Here is a 19,489-nt window from a genome sequence, read left to right on the forward strand (position 1 = left end):
CCGATGCGGCCGACCCTAGCAGGGCCGCAGTTCCCGGCAAGGTGGCAATCAGCCTGCTCAGCGCCTGATGCCCTCGAACGCCGCCAGGATGCCGCGCTGGAGCAGCGACCAGTCGAAGCCGAGCGCGATGGCGCGGTAGCCGCGGTCGACCAGGGCGTTGGCCTGGTCCGCGGTGCGGGCCACGCCGCCGATCGGCACGCCGCTTCTGAGGATGCCGGCCTCGGCGCGCGCGACCAGCTCCAGCAGTTCCGGATCGTCCATCTGTCCGCGCTTGTTGATGGAGGTGGCGAGATCGCCAGGGCCGATCACCGCGACGTCGATGCCCGGCGTTGCCATGATCTCGTCGATGCGGTTGACGGCATCGACATGCTCGATGGTGATCATGCAGATCATCTCGTCGTCGGCGCTCGCCATGTAGTCCGGCATCGACTGGCCCCAGCGGAACGGGGCGTGGAACGGGCCCCAGAGCCGGTCGCCGCGCGGCGGGTAGCGCACGCTGCGGACCGCCTTCTCGGCATCACTGCGGTTCGTGATCATCGGAAAGTTGATGCCGAAGGCGCCGATGTCCATCGGGGCTTTCGCAAGCCACGGCTCATTCGCCGCGATCCGAACCAGGGGCGTGCACGGCGTGCCGGTCGTTGCCGCGATCATTGCGTGCGCTTCGGTCAGCCCGATGGGACCATGCTCGAGATCGACGATGATCCAGTCGAGCGAGCGCGCCATGATCTGCACCATCTGCACGCTCGGGATGGTCGCTATCGCGCCGAAAGCGGGGCGGCCATCGCGCCACAATTGGCGGAGGCGGTTGAGCGGCGGGGTCTGGACCGACATGGAAAGGCCTGCGGTGAGGTGACGACGGCAAAACCTAGCAGCGCGGCGCCGATGCGCAAAGTCAGGCCAGCGCGCGGCCGCCGAAGAACGGCGTCAGCGTGGCCGAAAGGCCGTGCACGCGGTTCGAGGTGAAGATCATCTCGGCGCCGGCCTGTGCGATGCCGCCGATGCGCGGGCCGAGCAGATCCGAGACGCGGCGGGCGATCGCCGGCGCGGGATCGATCCAGTCGACCGGCCAGGGCGCCAGCCGCTTCAGCCGGTCGAGCAGCAGCGGATAATGTGTGCAGGCGAGCACGACGGTGTCGGTGCGCGAGGTCGCGTCTTCGCCGACGAAGCAGGGGGCGAGTTCGGCCAGGATGTCGCCGTCGCTGACGGAAGTGCCGCTGAGCTCAGCTTCAGCCAGCGAGGCAAGCTCGGGCGACCCGACCAGCGTCACCTCGCAGCCCTGCGCGAAATCGCGGATCAGGGCCTTGGTGTATTCGCGCTTCACCGTGCCCTTGGTGCCGAGCACCGAGACGCGACGGGTCCTCGATTGCGCGCAGGCCGGCTTGATCGCCGGCACCGTGCCGACGAAGGGCACCGAATAAGCGGCGCGCAAGTGGGACAGGACCAGGGTGGACGCCGTGTTGCAGGCGATGACGACGATATCAGGGTCATGCGTGCCGATCAGTTCACCCATCAGCGGCACGACGCGGGCGATGATCTCGTCCTCGCTGTGGTGGCCGTAGGGGAAGAAGGCGTCGTCGGCGACGTAGGCAAAATGGGCGTCCGGACGCGCGGCGACAACCTCGCGGAGGACCGTAAGCCCGCCAAGGCCGGAATCGAACACCAGGATCGTCGGAGAATTGGTCACGTCATTACCCTAGCCCGCCATGGTTACCATTCGGTTTTTAGGGCGATTTTGCGGCGGTGCCGTTTGGGGGAGGCTGGACGCGCTGCGGACAGGAAAAACCCGGCTGGATGGGCCCGGCTCTGCAGCGCGCCGTCGCCGAGGGCGCTGCGCTGCGTCCTGGGCACAAGACCGAGATCCCACCCCTGGCAATGGCTGCTATATGCGTCGTCACGACGTGCCCAACTTACCGCTGCAGGAGGCCTCATGCTCACCGTCCATCACCTCGGCAAGTCTCAGTCCGAGCGCATCGTCTGGCTGTGCGAGGAACTGGGGCTTCACTACGAGCTGAAGCGCTATGCCCGCGATCCCGTCACCATGCTGGCGCCGCCGGAGTACAAGGCGCTGCACCCGAGCGGGGCCGCGCCGGTCGTGACCGACGGCGATCTCGTGCTCGCGGAGTCCGGCGCCATCGTCGACTACATCGTCGCAAAGTACGGCAACGGCCGTCTGGTGCTCGGCCCCAATGATCCCGCCTTCCCGCAGTTCCTGTACTGGCTTCACTTCGCCAATGGCACCTTGCAACCCGGCATGGGGCGGATGATGATTCTGAACCGGCTCGAACTTGCACAGGACAACCCGACCCTCCTTGCCATGAAGGGACGGCTCGATCGCTCCTACGATCTCCTCGACGCGCGCCTTCGCGACGCCGAATATCTGGCGGGCAACGCCTTCACTACCGCCGACATCATGATGGGCTTTTCGCTGACGACGATGCGCTACTTCCAGCCCTATGATGTCCAACGCTGCCCGAACGTGGTCAAATATCTCGGCCGCGTCAGTGCCCGCCCGGCCTACCGGCGCGCGATGGAGAAGGGCGATCCCGGCATGGCGCTGCTGCTAGGCTGAGCAGCGGCGATCACGCGATCCTGTTCGTCGTGGCCGCCCGCTCCGTGGCGAGCTGCTTCTGCAAACGATCGATGTTCTGCAGCAGGCGCTGGCTGGTCAGGACCAGGAAGTAATAGCCGAACTGCGGGTCCTGGAAGTAGATCTCGAGCAGCCGGTCATAGGTGATCGTCAGCACCTGACCGTCCTCGACGCATTCGATGGTTCCGGTTCGCCGGTTGTCGGGCGTCAGGAAGCCGAGCTCGCCCATGAGAGCTCCGGGCCCGATCTCGACATTGATCTCCTTGACCAGGAACTTGCCGGTGACCGTGAGGAGCATCTCCTTGGCGGGATCGCCCAGTTTGAACAGCGTATCGCCGCTTCGATATTTGCGCTCGGTCATGAATGGCTTGAGCCATTCGATCGACATGTCGCCTTCGGCGGCATGGCGCGCCTTCTTGACCAGCTTGAGCATCTGCCGCAGCCGAAGGGCGTTGATCGGAAGCATCAGCAGATAGAGCAGGAACGTCGCGACGTTGGCGGAGAGCGCGCCGAAGACGGCGAAGAATACGCAGCCGATCATGTTGGCGACGCGCAGCGGCACCATCGTTCGCATCAAGAGGGTGGCGACGAAGAAGCCGGCCCCGACCACGGCGAACAGATTGGCGAACGTGATGTTGTGGACGAAGATCTCCAGCAGCCGGTTAAAGATCGCGTCGTAGGTGACGTCGTTGGGATCGAGGCCCATCTGCACCAGGATTTTCGCGATTCTGAGATTATCCGTCGCCGCCTCAAGAATGCGGTCGAGGATCGAGGAAATGTCTGCGCTGCCGGACGGCATGGTACTAACCCCGCGTAAGGCTTTCAGTCCTGGTCGGTATGCTCGACACGTATAGCCGAAATCGAATGACGGCCGCCTGAAATGAAGCCTTTGGCCGTCACGCCGCAAGAGGCAAATTTTAGCCTGATCGGGCGTTTCGGCAATTGCCCGTTGGTTGTGCGTCCGGCCGCAACGCGGCCGTGATTCGGGGCGGGCTTCGGCGTCGCGGAACGGCCGGATGCCCCGGGTGGGGCGCGTCTGACGATCTTCGCCTTATGGCTTGGCGGCGGGTTGGATGACCTGCTGCTCGACGAGGCCAAGACGTCCGGGCAGCGAGCCGGCGCGCAGCAGCATGGCGACGCTGTTCGCCTCTTCCAGAGTGAAGTTGCCGGAAATCTGGCCTGAGCCGCCGGTGATGGGCTCGCGGATCACGGGGGCGGAGATCACGTTGTCGTCGAGCGCGATGGCGAAGGGCATTCCAACATTCTCTGCGGTGATGTGAGCGAAGCGCCGCGTACCGCGGCCGTTGAAGCGGAACGAGGCGATCGGCTCCTTCGTGTCGCTCGTGAATCCCGGTCCCGCGTAGCTGATGTCGTCACCGTCGAGCGCGCTGGCCTTGACGAGATAGGGACGCTTGTCCTTGAAGCCGAACATGACTTCCGTGCCCGCCGGAGGCGTGCCGGATTGCGCCTGCTCCGCCGACATTGTGACATCGATCAGGCGGAAGCTGACCTTGACCTTCCTGGCGAAGATCGCGGTGATGCGCTCGGGCTCCATCGTACCCGGCAGGAAGATGCGGATGCGGTCGGTTCCCTCAGGCTGGACGCTGGCAAGTGTGACGCCGGCGTCCTTGAGGCGCTGCTCGATCATGGCGATGGAATCCTCGACGAGATCGCGCAGCCGTGCGGCGGATGCGGCATCGGTCGGCGCAAGCCTGGTCAGCCCGTCTCCGGCGTCGGTCACGGCGAGCGCGTGCGTGGGCAATCCCTCTGCCGCCGAGGCGAGCTTGCGCGTGAGCAGTTCGCGGCCCTTGGCGTCCGCGATCTTGACATCGACGCCGCCGTCACGAATCGCAAGGCCGGAGAAGGCGATCCGACCCTCGCGCAGGGTCTTGTAGACGTCGTCGCGCAGATCCGTGGTGACCGCCTCCCGCAAGGCGTCAGGGTCCACCTTGTAGATGATGCGCGATCCGCCCAGCTTCTCCATCTTGTCGGTGATGAATGCCGCGATCTTGGCGCGCATCTTGTCGAACTGGCCGTCCGCGGCGAGCGCCGCGCGGGGCAGCGCGATCGTCGATGCGATGGCGAATGCGGCGATCAGCCGTGTGACGCGGTTCCGCAGGGGCGTCGTCATGATGACCTCAAGTCTTGCGGCAGGGCGCTGGCGAGCGAATTCAGCGCCAGTTCTTGGTCCCCGGATCGGCCGCGGAGGTTCAAACGCCGCTCAGGTTGCGTTCGATCGCCGGAGCCGTTGGCGATGGACGAACGCCAAATCATCCATCATTCTGTCCGCGCCGGGCCGGCCATCGGTCGGGGCCGCGCCGACCCAAAATGTCAAAAGACAGGGGGCGGGGACATGTATCTGAGGGAGGACGGAATTCCATGGCGGGCATCCACGCGCTCGATCGGCTCATTGGCAATGACTATCCGGATCTTTTGACCGACGAGGAGGTCCGGGCGTTCGAGCGGGTCCCCTATGCGGACCGCATCGCTGCCGAGAGCACGTTTGACGCCATCAAATTGGGCGCGGCGCGCAATCCCGACGGTGCGGCGATCCAGTTTCTGCAAAACGCTGATCCCGCCGACACGCCGCTAGTGGTCACCTATCGCGATTTCATTGCGCGCGTCACGCAGGCTGCCAACATGTTTCACGCGCTCGGCGCGGAGAAAGACGACGTCATCAGCTTCATGCTGCCGCTGGTGCCGGATGCCTTCGTGACGCTGTTCGGCGCGGAGGCCGCCGGCATCGCCAATCCCGTCAATCCGCTCTTGGAGCCGCACCAGATTGCGGAGATCCTGGAAGCTGCGAACACCAAAATCCTGGTGGCGCTCGGGCCGATGCCGGGCACCGACATCTGGCAGAAGGTCGAGCAGATCCGCCCGCAACTCAAGCACCTCAAGGCGATCGTGCAAGTGTTCGGCGGCGGCGATCCGGCGAATGGCATCTTTGCTTTCAGCGACCTGATCAAGCAGCAGCCGTCGGATCGGCTTGTCAGCGGGCGCAAGATTTCGGGTGCCGACATCGCGGCCTATTTTCACACCGGCGGCACCACCGGCACGCCCAAGCTGGTGCGGCACACGCATACCAACCAAGTCTATCAGGCATGGGCGCTCAACCTGCTGCTGAGAGCGAAGCCCGGCGCCAATTTGCTGTTCGGCATGCCGCTGTTTCACGTTGGGGGATCGCTGACACAGGTGCTGACGATGCTGTCGAGCGGCGGCTCGCTGGTCGTGCTGTCGCCGAGCGGCTGGCGCAATCCGAGTGCGGTGAAGAACATCTGGCGCCTGGTCGAGCGCTTCAAGCCGGAAGCGCTGTCGAGCGTGCCGACGGTGCTCGCCGCAACGCTCGCGGTGCCGCCTGATCATGCCGACATCTCCAGCCTCAAATATGCCGCCGGCGGCGGCTCGGCGATCCCCGTCGCGGTCGGCTCGGCGATCCAGGACAAGCTGAAGCTGCCCGTGGTCGAGGTCTACGGCATGACCGAGACCTCGAGCGTGCACACGCTGGCCTATCCATCACGGCCGATCCGGCTCGGGTCGGTCGGCCTTCCCATGCCTTATGCGCGCGTGCGCATAGTGCAACTCGATGCCGATGGCCGCCTGATCCGCGACTGCGCGCCTGATGAGATCGGCGTCGTCATCATGGCAGGGCCCGGCGTGTTCGGCGGCTATCTCAATGACGAGCACAACAAGGCCGCGTTCGTCGACGAGGTCTGGGTCAATTCCGGCGATCTCGGCCGGCTCGACGCCGACGGCTATCTCTGGATCACCGGTCGCGCCAAGGATCTCGTGATCCGTGGCGGCCATAACATCGATCCCGCGCCGGTCGAGGAGATCATGTTCCGGCACCCCGCGGTCGGCTTCGCAGCCGTCGTCGGCCAGCCCGACGCCTATGCCGGCGAACTACCGGTGGGATACGTGCAGCTGAAGCCCGGCGCGACCGTGGAGCCCGGCGAACTGGAATCCTGGGTTCGCGAGCGCACGCCGGAGCGGGCCGCCGTCCCGGTGCAGGTGATTCCGATCGACCCGATGCCGGTCACGGGTGTCGGCAAGGTGTTCAAGCCGCAGTTGCGCTGGGACGCGGCTGAGCGCGTGTTCACCAAGGTGCTCACGCCGCTGGTCGAGCGCGGCATCGATTGCAGGGTCAAAGTCGGTGCCCATGGCAGTCACGGATCGATCGCCACCGTGACCCTTGCCGGCCTGCCGTCGGACCAGCGCGAGGCGGTTGCGAGCGAGGTACACGCGCTGCTTGCACCCTTCGTGATGCGCCACGAGGTGGTGCAAATATAGCGGCCTCGACAGGCGGCGGCGTCACCTGGAAAGACCAGGGTGACGCTTCGCCGCATTATCCTTACCCCCGTTAGATCGGCTTGTGTGACGGAAATCACATAGGAAGAATTAGCAATCGGCGACGCTAGCGAATAGTCTCAGGGAATTGCATCCGGGGGGACGCAAGTGATTCCGTTTCGGCTGTTTGTCTTGTTGATATTCGCGATTGGCCTTGCCTGCGGACCGGCGCATGCCGACCGGCGGGTCGCGCTCGTGATCGGCAATTCCGCTTACAAGAGCGCGCCCAAGCTCAGCAATCCCGTGAACGATGCCACGCTGGTCGGCGGCATGTTCAAGAAGGCGGGCTTTGATTCCGTCGACGTCAGGCTGGATCTCAGTGCCAGCGAGATGCGGCGCATGCTGCGCGAGTTTGCCGGCAGGTCGCGCGATGCGGACATGGCGGTGATCTATTACGCCGGCCACGGCATCGAGCTCGATGGAGCCAACTATCTCATTCCGACCGACGCGACACTGGAGACGGATGGCGACGTTCTCGACGAGACCATTCCGGTCGAACGCGCGCTGTTCGCGGTCGAGCCGGCCAAGCAGCTGCGCCTGATCATCCTGGATGCCTGCCGCGACAACCCCTTCGCCAAGTCGATGAAACGCACGCTGGCTTCACGTGCCGTCGGGCGCGGCCTGGCCAAGGTCGAGCCGACCAGCCCGAACACCATGATCGCCTTCGCGGCCAAGGCAGGATCGACGGCGTCCGATGGCGATGCGCGAAACAGTCCGTTCGCCGCTGCGCTGGTCGAGCATCTGCCGAAGCCGGGCCTTGATCTGCGCAAGGCCTTCGGCTTCGTGCGCGACGACGTGCTCAAGACTACCGGCTACAAGCAGGAGCCCTATGTCTATGGCTCGCTCGGCGGCGACGACGTGCCCCTCGTCGTGAGGCCCGCCGCGACCGGTCCGCAGGCCAACCCGCAGGATGCCATTCGCAGGGATTACGAGCTCGCGCTTCAGCTTGCGACGCGCGACGGCTGGGAAGCGTTCCTGGCGGCGTATCCGGACGGTTTCTACGCCAACCTGGCCAAGGGCCAGTTGAACAAGATCGGCGCCGAAGAGACGCGCGCGTCGGCCGAGCAAAAGGCCAAGGCGGCCGAGCAGGAAAAGACGAGGCTGATCGCCGAGCGCGCCCAGAAGGCCGAGCAGGAGAAGGCAGCAGCAGCTGCCAAGGCGGCGGAAGAGGCGCGGATCGCCGCAGAGAAGCAAAAGCAGATCGAGCAGGCGAAAGCGGAAGCGGCCGAGCACCAGCGCAAGGTAGCTGAGGCGGCGGCTGCGAAGGCGCTTGCCGAGAAGCAGGCCGTGGAGAAGGCCAAGGCCGAGCTTGCCGCAAAGCAGGCGGCGGAGAGGGCTGAGCAGGCCGCCAAGCCGACGGCCGATCGGCAGATGCCCGAAGTCGAGAACCAGAAAGTCGCTGCGCTCTCGCCCGCGCCGGCATCCACGTTATCGGCGGCTGATTTGACAAAATCCGTGCAGAGCGAATTGCGCCGCGTCGGCTGCCTGTCCTCCGTCGCAGACGGCGACTGGAGCGCGACGTCGCAGCGCTCGCTGGCGCTGTTCAACAAATATGCCGGCACCCAGTTCGACGTGAAGCTCGCCAGCGTGGATGCGCTCGACGCGCTGAAGGCGAAGCCGGGGCGGGTCTGCCCGCTTGTTTGCAATTTCGGCTTCAAGGCCGACGGCGACCAATGCGTCAAGATCACCTGCCGCGCCGGTTATCGCGTCGGCGACGACAACGAGTGCGAGAAGGTCCAGGAGAAGAAGCCGGTCGCGACGCGCGAGGAGTCGCGGAGGCGGGATACGGATCGAAAGCAAAGGGAGGCCGCGCCGGCCGCGCCGCAAGCCTCGGGACAGATGATCTGCAATGCCGCCGGATGCAGGCCGATCGCCAAGGGATGCCGGCTCGGGACCGCTAATCATCCTTCCAATCCCGCGGCTAAGATACCGGCTGAAATATGCAACTGATGATGAAGCACATCTTTCGGGCTTGCTCCATCGCGCTGACGGCCCTTGCTTTTTTTGCTCTTGCAGGCTGTCTCGCCTGCAGCCCGGCGCTCGCCGACAAGCGCGTCGCGCTCGTCATCGGCAATTCCGCCTACAAGAGCGTGCCGAAGCTTGCCAACCCCGCGAGCGACGCCGGCTTGATCGGCGGCATGTTGAGGAAGGCCGGCTTCGATACGGTCGACGTCAGGCAGGACTTGAACGCGTCTGAAATGCGCAAGGCGCTGCGCGAATTCGGCGGGCGGACCCGGGATGCCGATGTCGCGGTCATCTACTATGCGGGCCACGGCATGGAGGTGGACGGCACCAACTATCTGATCCCGACCGATGCCGCGCTCGAGACCGACACCGACGTCTACGACGAGGCGTTGCCGATCGATCGCGTGCTGGTGAGCATCGAGCTTGCCAAGCAGCTTCGGCTCGTCATCCTCGATGCCTGCCGAGACAATCCCTTTGCGAAGACGATGAAGCGCACGGTGGCCTCGCGCGCGATCGGCCGCGGCCTCGCCAAGGTCGAGCCAACAACTCCGAACACGATGATTGCGTTTGCGGCCAAGGCCGGTTCGACGGCGTCCGATGGAGACTCCCGGAACAGCCCGTTCGCCACGGCTCTCTCGGACCACCTGCCAAAACCCGGCCTGGATCTGCGCAAAGCGTTCGGCTTCGTGCGCGATGACGTGCTGAAGAGCACGGCCAACAAGCAAGAGCCATTCGTGTATGGCTCGCTCGGCGGCGACGACGTGCCGCTCGTTCCTGCCAAGCCCGTTGCGACCGGCCCGCAAGCCAATCCGCAGTCTGAGCTCAGGCGAGACTATGAACTTGCGCTCCAACTCGGCACCCGTGACGGCTGGGAAGCGTTCCTGGCGCAATATCCTGACGGATTCTATGCGAATCTCGCCAAAGGCCAGTTGAACAAGATCGGCGCCGAAGAGACGCGCGCTGCGGCCGAGCAGAAGGCCAAGGCGGCCGAGCAGGAAAAGACCAGGCTCATTGCCGAACGCGCCCAGAAGGCCGAGCAGGACAAGGCGGCCGCTGCGGCCAAGGTTGCCGAAGATGCCCGCATCGCCGCAGAGAAGCAGAAGCAGATCGAGCAGGCGAGGGCCGAGGCGGCCGAGCAGCAGCGCAAGGTTGCCGAGGCGGCCGCAGCGAAGGCATTGGCCGAGAGGCAGGCGGCGGAGAAAGCCAAGGCCGAGCTTGCCGCGAAGCAGGCTGCGGAGAGGGCTGAGCAGGCCGCGGCCAGGCCCGCCGCCGATCGGCAGTTGCCGGAGGTCGAAAATCAGAAGGTTGCCGCGCTTTCGCCGGGGCCGACTTCAACGTTGTCTGCAGCTGACCTCGCCAAATCCGTGCAAAGCGAACTGCGTCGCGTCGGCTGCCTGACCTCGTCTACGGAGAGCGAGTGGACGGCGGCCGCGCAACGTTCGCTGACTTTGTTCAACAAATATGCTGGCACGCAGTTCGACGTGAAGCTCGCCAGCGTCGACGCGCTCGATGCATTGAAAGCAAAGCCGGGACGCGTCTGTCCGCTGGTGTGCAATTTCGGCTTCAAGGCCGATGGCGATCAATGCGTGAAGATCACTTGCCGCGCCGGCTATCGTCTTGGCGACGACAATGAGTGCGAGAAAGTATCCGAGAAGAAGCCGGTTGCCACGCGTGAGGATACGAGGAAGCGCGACCAAAGCCGAAAGGAAGCGGAAACCGCTGCCCCAAAATCGGAAGCCTCAGGACAGATAATCTGCAGGAGTGGTGTATGTAGGCCGGTCGCGAAAGGATGTCGCATCGTGCGAGATCCTACCCCGGGTGGCGCGGGCATGGGTCAAGCGGAAGTGTGCAACTAGCCTTCGAATGGTCACATGAAATGCATCAAGGCTGATAGGTAATGTGCGTGAATATTGTTCGATCTTTCTGCGCTTTGATCGTTGCCACTCTCGTAACTTGCGCGCCGGCGCAGGCCGAGAAGCGCGTCGCGCTCGTGATCGGCAATTCCGCCTACAAGAACACGCTGCGGCTCACCAACCCCGTGAACGATGCCGCCCTGATCGGTGACATGTTCAGGAAAGCCGGCTTCGATGCAGTCGACGTCAAGACAGACCTCAATGCCTCCGAGATGCGGCGGACGCTGCGTGACTTTGCCGGCAGGGTCCGCGACGCCGACATGGCGGTGATCTACTACGCCGGGCACGGCATCGAGCTCGACGGCAGCAACTATCTTATCCCGACCGACGCGATGCTGGAGACCGACGGCGACGTTCTCGACGAGACCGTTGCGCTCGACCGTGCACTGTTCGCCGTCGAGCCGGCAAAACGGCTCCGCCTCGTCATCCTCGACGCCTGCCGCGACAATCCCTTTTCCAAGACCATGAAGCGCATGGTGGCCTCGCGCGCCATCGGGCGAGGTCTTGCCAAGGTGGAGCCGACCAGCCCGAACACAATGATCGCGTTCGCGGCCAAGGCGGGATCAACGGCGTCCGACGGCGATTCCCGCAACAGTCCCTTCGCCGCGGCGCTGGTCGAGCACCTGCCGAAGCCCGGGCTTGATCTGCGCAAGGCGTTCGGCTTCGTGCGGGACGACGTCCTGAAGAACACCGGCAGCAGGCAGGAGCCCTATGTCTACGGCTCGCTCGGTGGCGACGACGTGCCGCTGGTGCCGGCGAAGCCGGTCGCTGTGGCGGGACCGCAGGCCAATCCGCAGGACAGCGTGCGCAGGGACTACGAGCTTGCGCTTCAGGCGGGGCTGCGCGAGGCCTGGGAAGCTTTCCTGCAGACCTATCCGGACGGCTTCTACGCGAACCTCGCCCGCGTGCAGCTCAAGAAGATCGCCGCCGAGGAGGAGCGCACGGCGGCGACCGAGAAGGCGCGGCTGGCCGAGCAGGAAAAGGTGAAGCTCGCTGCTGAGCGTGCCCAGAAGGCTGAGCTGGAAAAGGCAGCCGCCGCCGCCAAAGCGGCCGAGGACGCGCGGATCGCTGCGGAAAAGCAAAAGCAGATCGAGCAGGCGAAGGCTGAAGCGGCCGAACGCGAGCGCAAGGTAGCCGAAGCCGCGGCTGCGAGGGCGCTCGCGGAAAAGCAGGTCATGGAGAAGGCGGCGGCCGACGCCGCCGCGAAGCAGGTTGCGGACAAGCAGGCCAGTAATGCCGAGAGCAAGAAGGTTGCAGCGCTTTCGCCGCCGCCGAGCTCCGCTCCGGGGCAAGATCTGCCGAGATCCGTGCAAGTCGAGCTGCGGCGCGTCGGCTGCATGAAGGCCGAGCCGTACAGCGAGTGGAGCGAGACGGCGCAACGCTCGCTGACGCTGTTCAACAAATACGCCGGCACCAAATTCGATGCGAAGGTTGCGAACGCCGATGTGCTGGACGCCCTCAAGGGAAAGTCGGGGCGGGTGTGTCCCCTGGTTTGCGATCACGGTTTCAGGGCGGATGGAGACCAATGCAGCAAGATCGTGTGCCGTGCTGGTCACCGTATCAGCGACGACAACGAATGCGAAAAGATCCCGGAGAAAAAGCCCGTCGCGACGCGCGATGAACCCGCAAGGCGTGACTCGGACCGGAAAAAGAGTGAGTCATCGCCGGCTGCTTCACAAGCGAATTCGTCCGGCCAGATCGTATGCACAAATGCCGGCTGCCGGCCCCTTCGTCCCGGCTGCAAGCTGGGACGATCGCCGAGCGTTGCCATTAACGGTGGCGGCTTGACCGAGGTCTGCAATTGAAGCGGCCCCCGCTGAGGCGAGGGATTACCCCGCCGGCATCCGCGTCTCGACCAGACGCGCCCAGAACGACGCGCCGTGGCCAAGGATGTTGTCGTTGAAGACGTAGGCCGGGTGGTGGCACTCGTTGCCGTCGCCCATGCCGACCAGCACCATCGCGCCGGGACGCGCTTCGAGCATGAAGGAGAAGTCCTCGGCGCCCATCATCGGGATGAACTTGTCGTTGACGCGGTCGGTGCCGACGATGTCGCGGGCGACGTCGGCGGCAAGGCCGGCCTCGCGCGCATGGTTCATCGTCACCGGATACATCCGCGTGTATTTCGTCTCGGCCGACCCGCCATAGGCGCGGGCGACGCTCTCGGCGACTTCGCCGATGCGGCGCTCGACGAGATCGCGTACCTCGGGATCGAGCGTGCGCACGGTACCGCCGAGCTCGGCGACCTCGGGGATGATGTTGAAGGCGGTGCCGGAGTGGAATTGCGTGATCGAGATGACGGCTGACTTCAGCGGATCGACGTTGCGCGCCACGATCGATTGCAGCGCGTTGACGATCTGCGAGCCGATCAGCACGCTGTCGACGGATTTGTGCGGACCCGCGCCGGCGTGGCCGCCCTTGCCGTGGACCGTGATCTGGATGTTGTCGGAGGAGGCGAGCATCGCACCGGGGGTCGTGGCGAAGTGACCTTCCGGCAGGCCCGGCATGTTGTGCATGCCGTAGACCTCCTGGATGTTCCAGCGCGTCATCAACCCGTCCTCGACCATGGCCTTGCCGCCGCCGCCGCCTTCCTCGGCGGGCTGGAAGATCATGATCGCCGTGCCGTCGAAATTGCGCGTCTCGGCGAGATATTTGGCGGCACCCAGCAGCATCGCGGTGTGGCCGTCATGGCCGCAGGCGTGCATCTTGCCGGGGACCTTCGACGCATAAGGCACGCCCGAGGTCTCCATGATCGGCAGCGCGTCCATGTCGGCGCGCAAGCCAATGGTCTTGCCGGAGGCGGATTTGCGGCCGCGGATCACCCCGACGACGCCGGTGCGGCCGATACCCGTCACCACCTCGTCACAGCCGAATTCGCGCAACTTCTCGGCGACGATGCCGGCCGTGCGGTGGACCTCGTAGAGCAATTCGGGGTTCTCGTGGAAGTCATGGCGCCAGGCGGCCATTTCGTCGGAGAGGGCGGCAACGCGGTTGACGATGGGCATGGGGATCCGTTTCTTCTACGTTCGCAGGGGTCGATGGGCTGGAAGCGTACTCCGCGGCATCGCGGTCCGCAAATGGTCGCCGGGCTTTCGTCGCCCCGCTCCGTGGCTATAAGGTGCGGCAGCGATCCGCCGGGGACGAGGGCAGGGCATGAAGTTCGGACGCGATAGTCTTGTGCTGGCGGCCTGCTTCTCGATCATGGCCAGTCCGGCCTTCGCCTGCGATGTCGGCCCGGCCACTGCCGTGATTGGATCGATCAGTCAGAAGATCCAGGCGGGGCAGATCAAGCGGATCGATCTTCAGAAGATCTCCGACCGGCTGCTCACCAGCATCCCGATCTCGCCGGAGCATTTTTCGAGCTACGCGAGCGAACGCAAGACGCAGGTCCTGACCGCGACCGACGCGACCGAACTGGCGGCAGCCGTCAAGACGCTGGCGCCTGTACAATTGTCTTACCAGCCCGATTTGCGCTGGCAGCTCGTCTTCCTCGATGACGCTGGCAACAAGCTGCACACGATCTTCTTCAGCAAGCGCTACGTGCAAGGGCGCGGCCGCGCGGGCTATGTCGACGGCAATATGTGCGGCTTCATCGCCGCCACCATCGGCAGCCCCGCGCTCGTGAAATGGCTGCAGAAGCGACTATAGACCGCAATTGCACGAGCCCCGGCAGCCACGAGCGTGGCTCCTGGGCGACGCAAGCGGTGCTCAGCTTTCGCCGAACACGCGCTTGAAGATCGTGTCGACGTGCTTGAGGTGATAGCCGAGGTCGAATTGCTCCTCGATCTCGGCGTCGGTGAGATATTTCTTCACCTCGGCGTCCTTCTTCAGCAGAACAAGGAAATCGCCTTCGCCGCGCCAGACCGGCATCGCGTTGCGCTGCACGAGCTTGTAGGCGTCCTCGCGGCTCGCGCCCTTCTGCGTGAGCGCCAGGAGCACGCGCTGCGAATGGACGAGGCCGCCGAGGCGGTCGAGGTTTTTCTGCATGTTGGCGGGATAGACCAGGAGCTTGTCGATCAGGCCGGCGAGGCGCACCAGCGCGAAGTCGAGCGTCACGGTGGCGTCAGGGCCCATCATGCGCTCGGCCGAGGAGTGCGAGATGTCGCGCTCGTGCCAGAGCACGACGTTCTCCAGGGCAGGCGTCACATAGGCGCGCACCATGCGGGAGAGGCCGGTGAGGTTCTCCGACAGCACCGGGTTGCGCTTGTGCGGCATCGCCGAGGAGCCCTTTTGTCCTTCCGAGAAGAACTCTTCGGCCTCCAGCACTTCGGTGCGCTGCATGTGGCGGATCTCGACCGCGATGCGCTCGACCGAAGAGGCGATCACGCCGAGCGTCGAGAAATACATCGCATGGCGATCGCGCGGGATCACCTGGGTCGAGATCGGCTCGGGGACAAGGCCCATGGCTTTCGCAACGTGCTCTTCGACGCGCGGATCGATCTGCGCGAAGGTGCCGACGGCGCCTGATATGGCGCAAGTCGCGACTTCCTTCCGCGCCGCGATCAGGCGCTCCTTGGCGCGCGAGAATTCGGCATAGGCATAAGCGAGCTTGAGGCCGAAGGTCACGGGCTCGGCATGGATGCCGTGGCTGCGTCCGATGGTCGGCGTCATCTTGTGCTCGAAGGCGCGCTTCTTGAGTGCGGCCAGCACCTTGTCGAGGTCGGCGAGCAAGAGGTCGGCGGCGCGGGTGAGCTGGACGTTGAGGCAGGTGTCGAGCACATCGGACGAGGTCATGCCCTGGTGGACGAAGCGCGCCTCGGGGCCGACGATCTCGGCGAGGTGAGTGAGGAAGGCGATGACGTCGTGCTTGGTCTCGCGCTCGATCTCGTCGATGCGGGCGACGTCGAAGGTGGCGTCCTTGGCCTTGGCCCAGACCGTTTTGGCGGCCTCTTTGGGGATGGTGCCGAGAGCGGCGAGGGCGTCCGCCGCATGCGCCTCGATCTCGAACCAGATCTTGAACCGGGTCTGCGGCTCCCAGATCGAGGCCATTTCCGGGCGGGTATAGCGGGGGATCATCTGACGGCTCCAGGAAGGTGGGCGGGCGGTCCCAAGGGGCGGCGCCGGCCAAAATGCTTTTTACGCCGTGATTTAACAGAGCAGGCAGGGCGAAACAAACGGTCTGGACCCCGGGAGAGGGGGATCGCCGAGCTATCCACCGGACCGGATGGCAGGGGATGGCGACGCCAGCCGCAAATATTAACTGTCAATCACGGATCATTGACTGACAGATATTGAAATCTGTCAGCGGGACGTGTATATCCCTTCTCGGACGCTCCGATTGGGCGTCCCGCGGTTACCTCCAGGGGGAGCCCGACATCCGAAATACCTCTCGGATCGAAGGTCGCCATCGAAGGGCGAGGGCCGTGGACGAATGGAGATATAAGAAAATGACGACCGAAATCATCAATCTCACCGGGGCGATTGGGCATTGGCTCAATTTGCTGGTGGCGCGCCAGATCGCGGCGCAGGCTGCAAAACTGCCTCATTAAGGCGAAAGCTTTCCGAAACGGCCGGCATGGGCGCTTCGGAAGCAGCTCTATCGCCGGATAACTGAGCCCAAACGGGAACATGGTGCTGGCATGAATGAAGCCGTTGTCTTGACGCCGGAGCGGATCCTCGAAGTGACCGAGGACGTCTTGCGGCGTTACGGACTTGCCAAGGCCACCGTGGTCGACGTTGCCCGTGCGCTCGATGTGAGCCACGGCAGCGTGTATCGCCATTTCCCGAGCAAGGCCTCGCTGCGCGAGGCCGTTGCCAAACGCTGGCTGGACCGCATCGACGCGCCGCTCCGCCAGATCGCTGCGGAGCAGGGCCCCGCGCCGGCGCGGCTCGACCGCTGGCTGCGGACGCTGTTCGCCGCCAAGCGTTCGCGTGTGCTCGACGACCCCGAGATGTTCGAGACCTATCTGACGCTGGCGCGCGAGGCCTGCGCGGCCGTCAAATGTCACAAGGACACCATGATCGACCAGATCTCGGCGATCCTGACTGACGGCGTGAAGCAGGGCGCATTCGCCATCGGCGACGTCAAGACCACTGCGCGCGCGATCTTCGATGCCACCGTCCGCTTCCACCATCCGGCGCATGCCGACGAGTGGAAGGATGCGGATCTCTCCGCGCGCGTCGATGCGACGCTCGCGCTGCTGCTGCGCGGCCTGAAGGCGGCCTAGACCCGGAGGCCTATCTCACCCTCTTGCCTTGTGAAGAAGCGCACTCTCCCGAACGGGGGGCGCGGCTGTCGCGTGCCTGCGCGGCTGAAACGCACCGCCGTTGGTCGCCGGTACGACTGGCGGGCTCTCCGGATATGCATTGACCGCGATTTCAACGGCATCCTTTGACCGCTTTCGAAGGCGGTAGAATGTCAGCTCCTGCTCGAGCATGGGGCAGCGGAAGTGGACGACGGCCGTATCGGGCAGGCGGCAAAGTTCATCGATGAGCTCGCCTACGGTGATGATCGGGGGATGGTCGACTGCCTTGTGATGAGCCTTACTCATGGCGATTCCTCCACTCTACTCCTAACCGGAGCCGGATGGCCTCCGTTCCATCGGGCCCGGCAGATTCGAAATCTTCAAGTGACGTGGGGAAAGCGGCAGCCCCGCTGCTAGATCTTCGTCAGCCCGCAGGTCGCGGCGAGCCGCACCAGCTGCGCGTCGGTGCGCGCGCCGGTCTTGGTCTTGATCAGATAGTGGTAGTTCTGCACTGTCTTCACACTGAGATTGAGGTGCGTCGCGATCTGCTCGGTGGTGGCGCCGCCGGCGAACTGGCGCAGGATCTCGATCTCCCGCTCGCCCAACTGATCCAGCGCTGAGCCCGCCGACAGACTGTCCTCGGCGAGGATATGCGCGATATCGTCGCTCATGGCCCGCTCGCCGCGCGCGACGGCGCGGATCGCGGTGACGACGGCGGACGGTTCGCTGCTCTTGGTGACGAAGCCGCTGGCCCCCGCGCTGAAGGCGGCTTTCACCAGCACGGCCTCGTTGTGCATGGTGAAGACGAGGATCCGCGCCCGCGGACTGCGCGCGCGGATGTTGCGGATCGCCTCCAGCCCGCTCGCGCCGGGCATCGAGATGTCGAGCAAGACGACATCGGGATCATGCGCCTTGAACGCACTGTAGGCGTCCGCGGCGTTGTCGGCCTCCGCCACGACATGCAGATCGCCTTGGCTTTCCAGCACGCGCCGATAGCCTTGGCGGACGATCGGGTGGTCGTCGACGAGCAGCACGGAGATGCCTGTTGCTGCAACCTCGCTCATTCCGCCCTCACGCGGCGAGCGGGATGGTGGCGGCGACACTGAGGCCGCCGCGGGCGGGCAGGATCGAGAGCGATCCGCCGGCCGCCGTGACGCGCTCGCGGATGCCGGTCAGGCCGAAGCCGGCAGATTGCGAGACGCGCTCCGCATCGCCGCCGCCGTCGTCCTCGACACGGATGAGCAGCGCGTCATCCTCGCCGGCCCGGCGTTCGATGCGCAAAGAGATCTCGCGCGCCGTACCGTGACGCAGCGCGTTGGTCAGGCATTCCTGTGCCACGCGATAGGCCGTGGTGGCGGCCGGACCGCTGATGTCAGTGAGGTCACCCCTGAGATCGAGCTGGATCGTCGGCCGCGCCGCGCTCTGTGAGCGCCAGCTGTCGACGAGATTGACGAGGCTTGCCTCGAGCCCGAGCTCCTCGGGCAGGGGATTGCGCAGACGCTTCAGCGCATCGCGGAGCGAGGCCATCAGATGATGGGTGGCCTGCGAGATCATGCGCGCGTCCTGCGCGATGCCATTATCCCGATTGTCCTTCGTGCTCGCCGTTTCGATCGTGTTGGCGAAGGCGAGAATGGCGGAAAGATTCTGCCCGAACTCGTCGTGCAGCTCGCGGGCGAGGGCGCGGCGCTCGTCGTCGCGGATCTCGATCAGGCGCCGCGTCAGCGCGGCGCGCTGCTCTGTGGCTTCCTCCAGCCGGCCGCCGAGCTCGTCGACGGCGCCGCCGATCATCGCCAGCTCCATGGAGCGGAAACGCGGGAGTTTGGTGCGATACTGCCCGCGCGCCATGCGCTGCAGGGCGGTCACGATCGTGCGCGCCGGTGCCAGCGCATGCGCGATCGCCAGCGAAGCCAGCAGCGCGATCGCCGCCGCCATCAACAGCGCGACGTCGATCACGTTGAGGATGTATTCCCAGGCGAGTGAGACGGCGGCCGCGGCATCCGGCGTCGCGACCACGGTGCCGGCGGTCGCGGCGCGGGGACTGACCGGCCGGACCACCTCGGCGTGGCTGCCGAGGAAGGTCGGCACGATCGCGGCGAACCAGCGCGGCGGGGTCTTGCCCAGCCCCTCGCTCTGGCCGCAGAGCGGCTTCTCGAATGCGGCAGCCGGCTGGAACTCGACGCAGACGCCGGGCGAGATCAGCTTCATGGTCTCCAGGGTGCGCCAGTCCGGAACGGGCAGGAGGTGCTCGCGCGCTCTGCTGCTGCGCAACAAAAGCTCGCGCCAATACAGCGCCTGAAGCGCCTGCGCGACCCGCTGCGCCGAGGCCGCAGTCGACCGGTCAACGCTGCGATAGGCGTCGAATGTGGCCCATATGGTTGCCGCGCCAAGGCACAGGGCTACGATAAGCAGCAGACGGGCGACAAGCTGAAGCACGAGGCGCATGCGATCACCCTCGACGTTTGATAAGCTCAGCCTAACAACGCCGCCGCGCCTTGCCA

General features: G+C 65.1%; 16 protein-coding genes. 7 read left to right on the top strand and 9 right to left on the bottom strand.

Annotated elements, in window-relative coordinates; translation table 11 throughout:
* Positions 1 to 57: 57 nt before the first annotated feature.
* On the bottom strand, positions 58 to 831 hold the full coding sequence (locus GDN70_RS15000; RefSeq protein ID WP_028142864.1) for an HpcH/HpaI aldolase/citrate lyase family protein: 774 nt from the start codon (positions 829 to 831) through the stop codon (positions 58 to 60).
* Positions 832 to 892: 61 nt separating this feature from the next.
* Positions 893 to 1,684 (bottom strand): glutamate racemase, encoded by a 792-nt coding sequence (murI, locus tag GDN70_RS15005; RefSeq protein ID WP_028142865.1) that lies wholly within the window; start codon positions 1,682 to 1,684, stop codon positions 893 to 895.
* A 243-nt stretch (positions 1,685 to 1,927) separates the two neighbouring features.
* Here murI and GDN70_RS15010 point away from each other — a divergent pair, with 243 nt between their 5' ends.
* A complete protein-coding gene (locus GDN70_RS15010) occupies positions 1,928 to 2,569 on the top strand; it encodes a glutathione S-transferase family protein (RefSeq protein ID WP_038971653.1) in 642 nt (213 codons plus the stop codon).
* Between the two features lie 10 nt (positions 2,570 to 2,579).
* Here GDN70_RS15010 and GDN70_RS15015 read toward each other — a convergent pair whose 3' ends face one another.
* Positions 2,580 to 3,386, bottom strand: coding sequence for a Crp/Fnr family transcriptional regulator (locus tag GDN70_RS15015; protein ID WP_038948040.1), 807 nt, complete (start codon positions 3,384 to 3,386; stop codon positions 2,580 to 2,582).
* Between the two features lie 252 nt (positions 3,387 to 3,638).
* On the bottom strand, positions 3,639 to 4,718 hold the full coding sequence (locus GDN70_RS15020; RefSeq protein WP_038948039.1) for a preprotein translocase subunit SecD: 1,080 nt from the start codon (positions 4,716 to 4,718) through the stop codon (positions 3,639 to 3,641).
* A 248-nt stretch (positions 4,719 to 4,966) separates the two neighbouring features.
* Between GDN70_RS15020 and GDN70_RS15025 the strand changes: the two genes are divergently transcribed.
* From GDN70_RS15025 to GDN70_RS15040, 4 genes are all read left to right on the top strand, one after another.
* Positions 4,967 to 6,874 (top strand): acyl-CoA synthetase, encoded by a 1,908-nt coding sequence (locus tag GDN70_RS15025; RefSeq protein WP_028142871.1) that lies wholly within the window; start codon positions 4,967 to 4,969, stop codon positions 6,872 to 6,874.
* Positions 6,875 to 7,039: 165 nt separating this feature from the next.
* On the top strand, positions 7,040 to 8,881 hold the full coding sequence (locus GDN70_RS15030) for a caspase family protein (RefSeq protein ID WP_028142872.1): 1,842 nt from the start codon (positions 7,040 to 7,042) through the stop codon (positions 8,879 to 8,881).
* Positions 8,881 to 10,752 (top strand): caspase family protein, encoded by a 1,872-nt coding sequence (locus tag GDN70_RS15035; protein ID WP_173015945.1) that lies wholly within the window; start codon positions 8,881 to 8,883, stop codon positions 10,750 to 10,752. The genes GDN70_RS15030 and GDN70_RS15035 overlap by 1 nt, the downstream gene beginning before the upstream one ends.
* A gap of 41 nt (positions 10,753 to 10,793) precedes the next feature.
* Positions 10,794 to 12,614 carry a caspase family protein gene (locus GDN70_RS15040; protein WP_049801763.1) on the top strand — a complete coding sequence of 607 codons (1,821 nt, stop codon included), beginning with the start codon at positions 10,794 to 10,796 and terminating at the stop codon, positions 12,612 to 12,614.
* A gap of 24 nt (positions 12,615 to 12,638) precedes the next feature.
* Here the strand turns inward: GDN70_RS15040 and GDN70_RS15045 are convergent, their stop codons facing one another.
* Positions 12,639 to 13,811: a M20 aminoacylase family protein gene (locus GDN70_RS15045; protein ID WP_028142874.1), complete on the bottom strand. Its 1,173-nt coding sequence runs from the start codon at positions 13,809 to 13,811 to the stop codon at positions 12,639 to 12,641.
* 148 nt (positions 13,812 to 13,959) lie between these two features.
* Here GDN70_RS15045 and GDN70_RS15050 point away from each other — a divergent pair, with 148 nt between their 5' ends.
* Entirely contained in the window at positions 13,960 to 14,454 is a 495-nt protein-coding gene (locus GDN70_RS15050; RefSeq protein ID WP_152102728.1) for a hypothetical protein, read from the top strand.
* A 60-nt stretch (positions 14,455 to 14,514) separates the two neighbouring features.
* Here the strand turns inward: GDN70_RS15050 and purB are convergent, their stop codons facing one another.
* Complete coding sequence (gene purB, locus GDN70_RS15055; RefSeq protein ID WP_038948031.1) at positions 14,515 to 15,822, bottom strand: adenylosuccinate lyase; 1,308 nt, start codon at positions 15,820 to 15,822, stop codon at positions 14,515 to 14,517.
* 563 nt (positions 15,823 to 16,385) lie between these two features.
* On the opposite strand from purB, the gene GDN70_RS15060 reads away from it, so the two are divergent.
* The gene (locus tag GDN70_RS15060) at positions 16,386 to 16,973 is read left to right on the top strand and encodes a TetR family transcriptional regulator (RefSeq protein ID WP_028142877.1); all 588 of its coding nucleotides are present in this window, start codon (positions 16,386 to 16,388) and stop codon (positions 16,971 to 16,973) included.
* 15 nt (positions 16,974 to 16,988) lie between these two features.
* Here GDN70_RS15060 and GDN70_RS15065 read toward each other — a convergent pair whose 3' ends face one another.
* The 3 genes from GDN70_RS15065 to GDN70_RS15075 form a co-directional block, all read right to left on the bottom strand.
* Positions 16,989 to 17,297: a hypothetical protein gene (locus tag GDN70_RS15065; protein WP_018316558.1), complete on the bottom strand. Its 309-nt coding sequence runs from the start codon at positions 17,295 to 17,297 to the stop codon at positions 16,989 to 16,991.
* 107 nt (positions 17,298 to 17,404) lie between these two features.
* Positions 17,405 to 18,055 carry a response regulator transcription factor gene (locus tag GDN70_RS15070; RefSeq protein WP_028142878.1) on the bottom strand — a complete coding sequence of 217 codons (651 nt, stop codon included), beginning with the start codon at positions 18,053 to 18,055 and terminating at the stop codon, positions 17,405 to 17,407.
* Positions 18,056 to 18,062: 7 nt separating this feature from the next.
* Positions 18,063 to 19,433, bottom strand: coding sequence for a sensor histidine kinase (locus tag GDN70_RS15075; RefSeq protein ID WP_028142879.1), 1,371 nt, complete (start codon positions 19,431 to 19,433; stop codon positions 18,063 to 18,065).
* Positions 19,434 to 19,489: the final 56 nt, after the last annotated feature.

The organism is Bradyrhizobium sp. TM102, from assembly GCF_009176685.1.
Lineage (GTDB): Bacteria > Pseudomonadota > Alphaproteobacteria > Rhizobiales > Xanthobacteraceae > Bradyrhizobium > Bradyrhizobium ottawaense.

Bases quoted from the DNA above. Each gene is read 5' to 3' on its own strand.
- GDN70_RS15015 (WP_038948040.1), bottom strand. From the start codon at position 3,386: ATGCCGTCCGGCAGCGCAGACATTTCCTCGATCCTCGACCGCATTCTT.
- GDN70_RS15035 (WP_173015945.1), top strand. From the start codon at position 8,881: ATGATGAAGCACATCTTTCGGGCTTGCTCCATCGCGCTGACGGCCCTT.
- GDN70_RS15065 (WP_018316558.1), bottom strand. From the start codon at position 17,297: ATGAGTAAGGCTCATCACAAGGCAGTCGACCATCCCCCGATCATCACC.
- GDN70_RS15070 (WP_028142878.1), bottom strand. From the start codon at position 18,055: ATGAGCGAGGTTGCAGCAACAGGCATCTCCGTGCTGCTCGTCGACGAC.
- GDN70_RS15000 (WP_028142864.1), bottom strand. From the start codon at position 831: ATGTCGGTCCAGACCCCGCCGCTCAACCGCCTCCGCCAATTGTGGCGC.
- GDN70_RS15020 (WP_038948039.1), bottom strand. From the start codon at position 4,718: ATGACGACGCCCCTGCGGAACCGCGTCACACGGCTGATCGCCGCATTC.
- GDN70_RS15025 (WP_028142871.1), top strand. From the start codon at position 4,967: ATGGCGGGCATCCACGCGCTCGATCGGCTCATTGGCAATGACTATCCG.
- purB (WP_038948031.1), bottom strand. From the start codon at position 15,822: ATGATCCCCCGCTATACCCGCCCGGAAATGGCCTCGATCTGGGAGCCG.
- GDN70_RS15045 (WP_028142874.1), bottom strand. From the start codon at position 13,811: ATGCCCATCGTCAACCGCGTTGCCGCCCTCTCCGACGAAATGGCCGCC.
- GDN70_RS15040 (WP_049801763.1), top strand. From the start codon at position 10,794: ATGTGCGTGAATATTGTTCGATCTTTCTGCGCTTTGATCGTTGCCACT.
- GDN70_RS15010 (WP_038971653.1), top strand. From the start codon at position 1,928: ATGCTCACCGTCCATCACCTCGGCAAGTCTCAGTCCGAGCGCATCGTC.
- GDN70_RS15060 (WP_028142877.1), top strand. From the start codon at position 16,386: ATGAATGAAGCCGTTGTCTTGACGCCGGAGCGGATCCTCGAAGTGACC.
- GDN70_RS15075 (WP_028142879.1), bottom strand. From the start codon at position 19,433: ATGCGCCTCGTGCTTCAGCTTGTCGCCCGTCTGCTGCTTATCGTAGCC.
- GDN70_RS15050 (WP_152102728.1), top strand. From the start codon at position 13,960: ATGAAGTTCGGACGCGATAGTCTTGTGCTGGCGGCCTGCTTCTCGATC.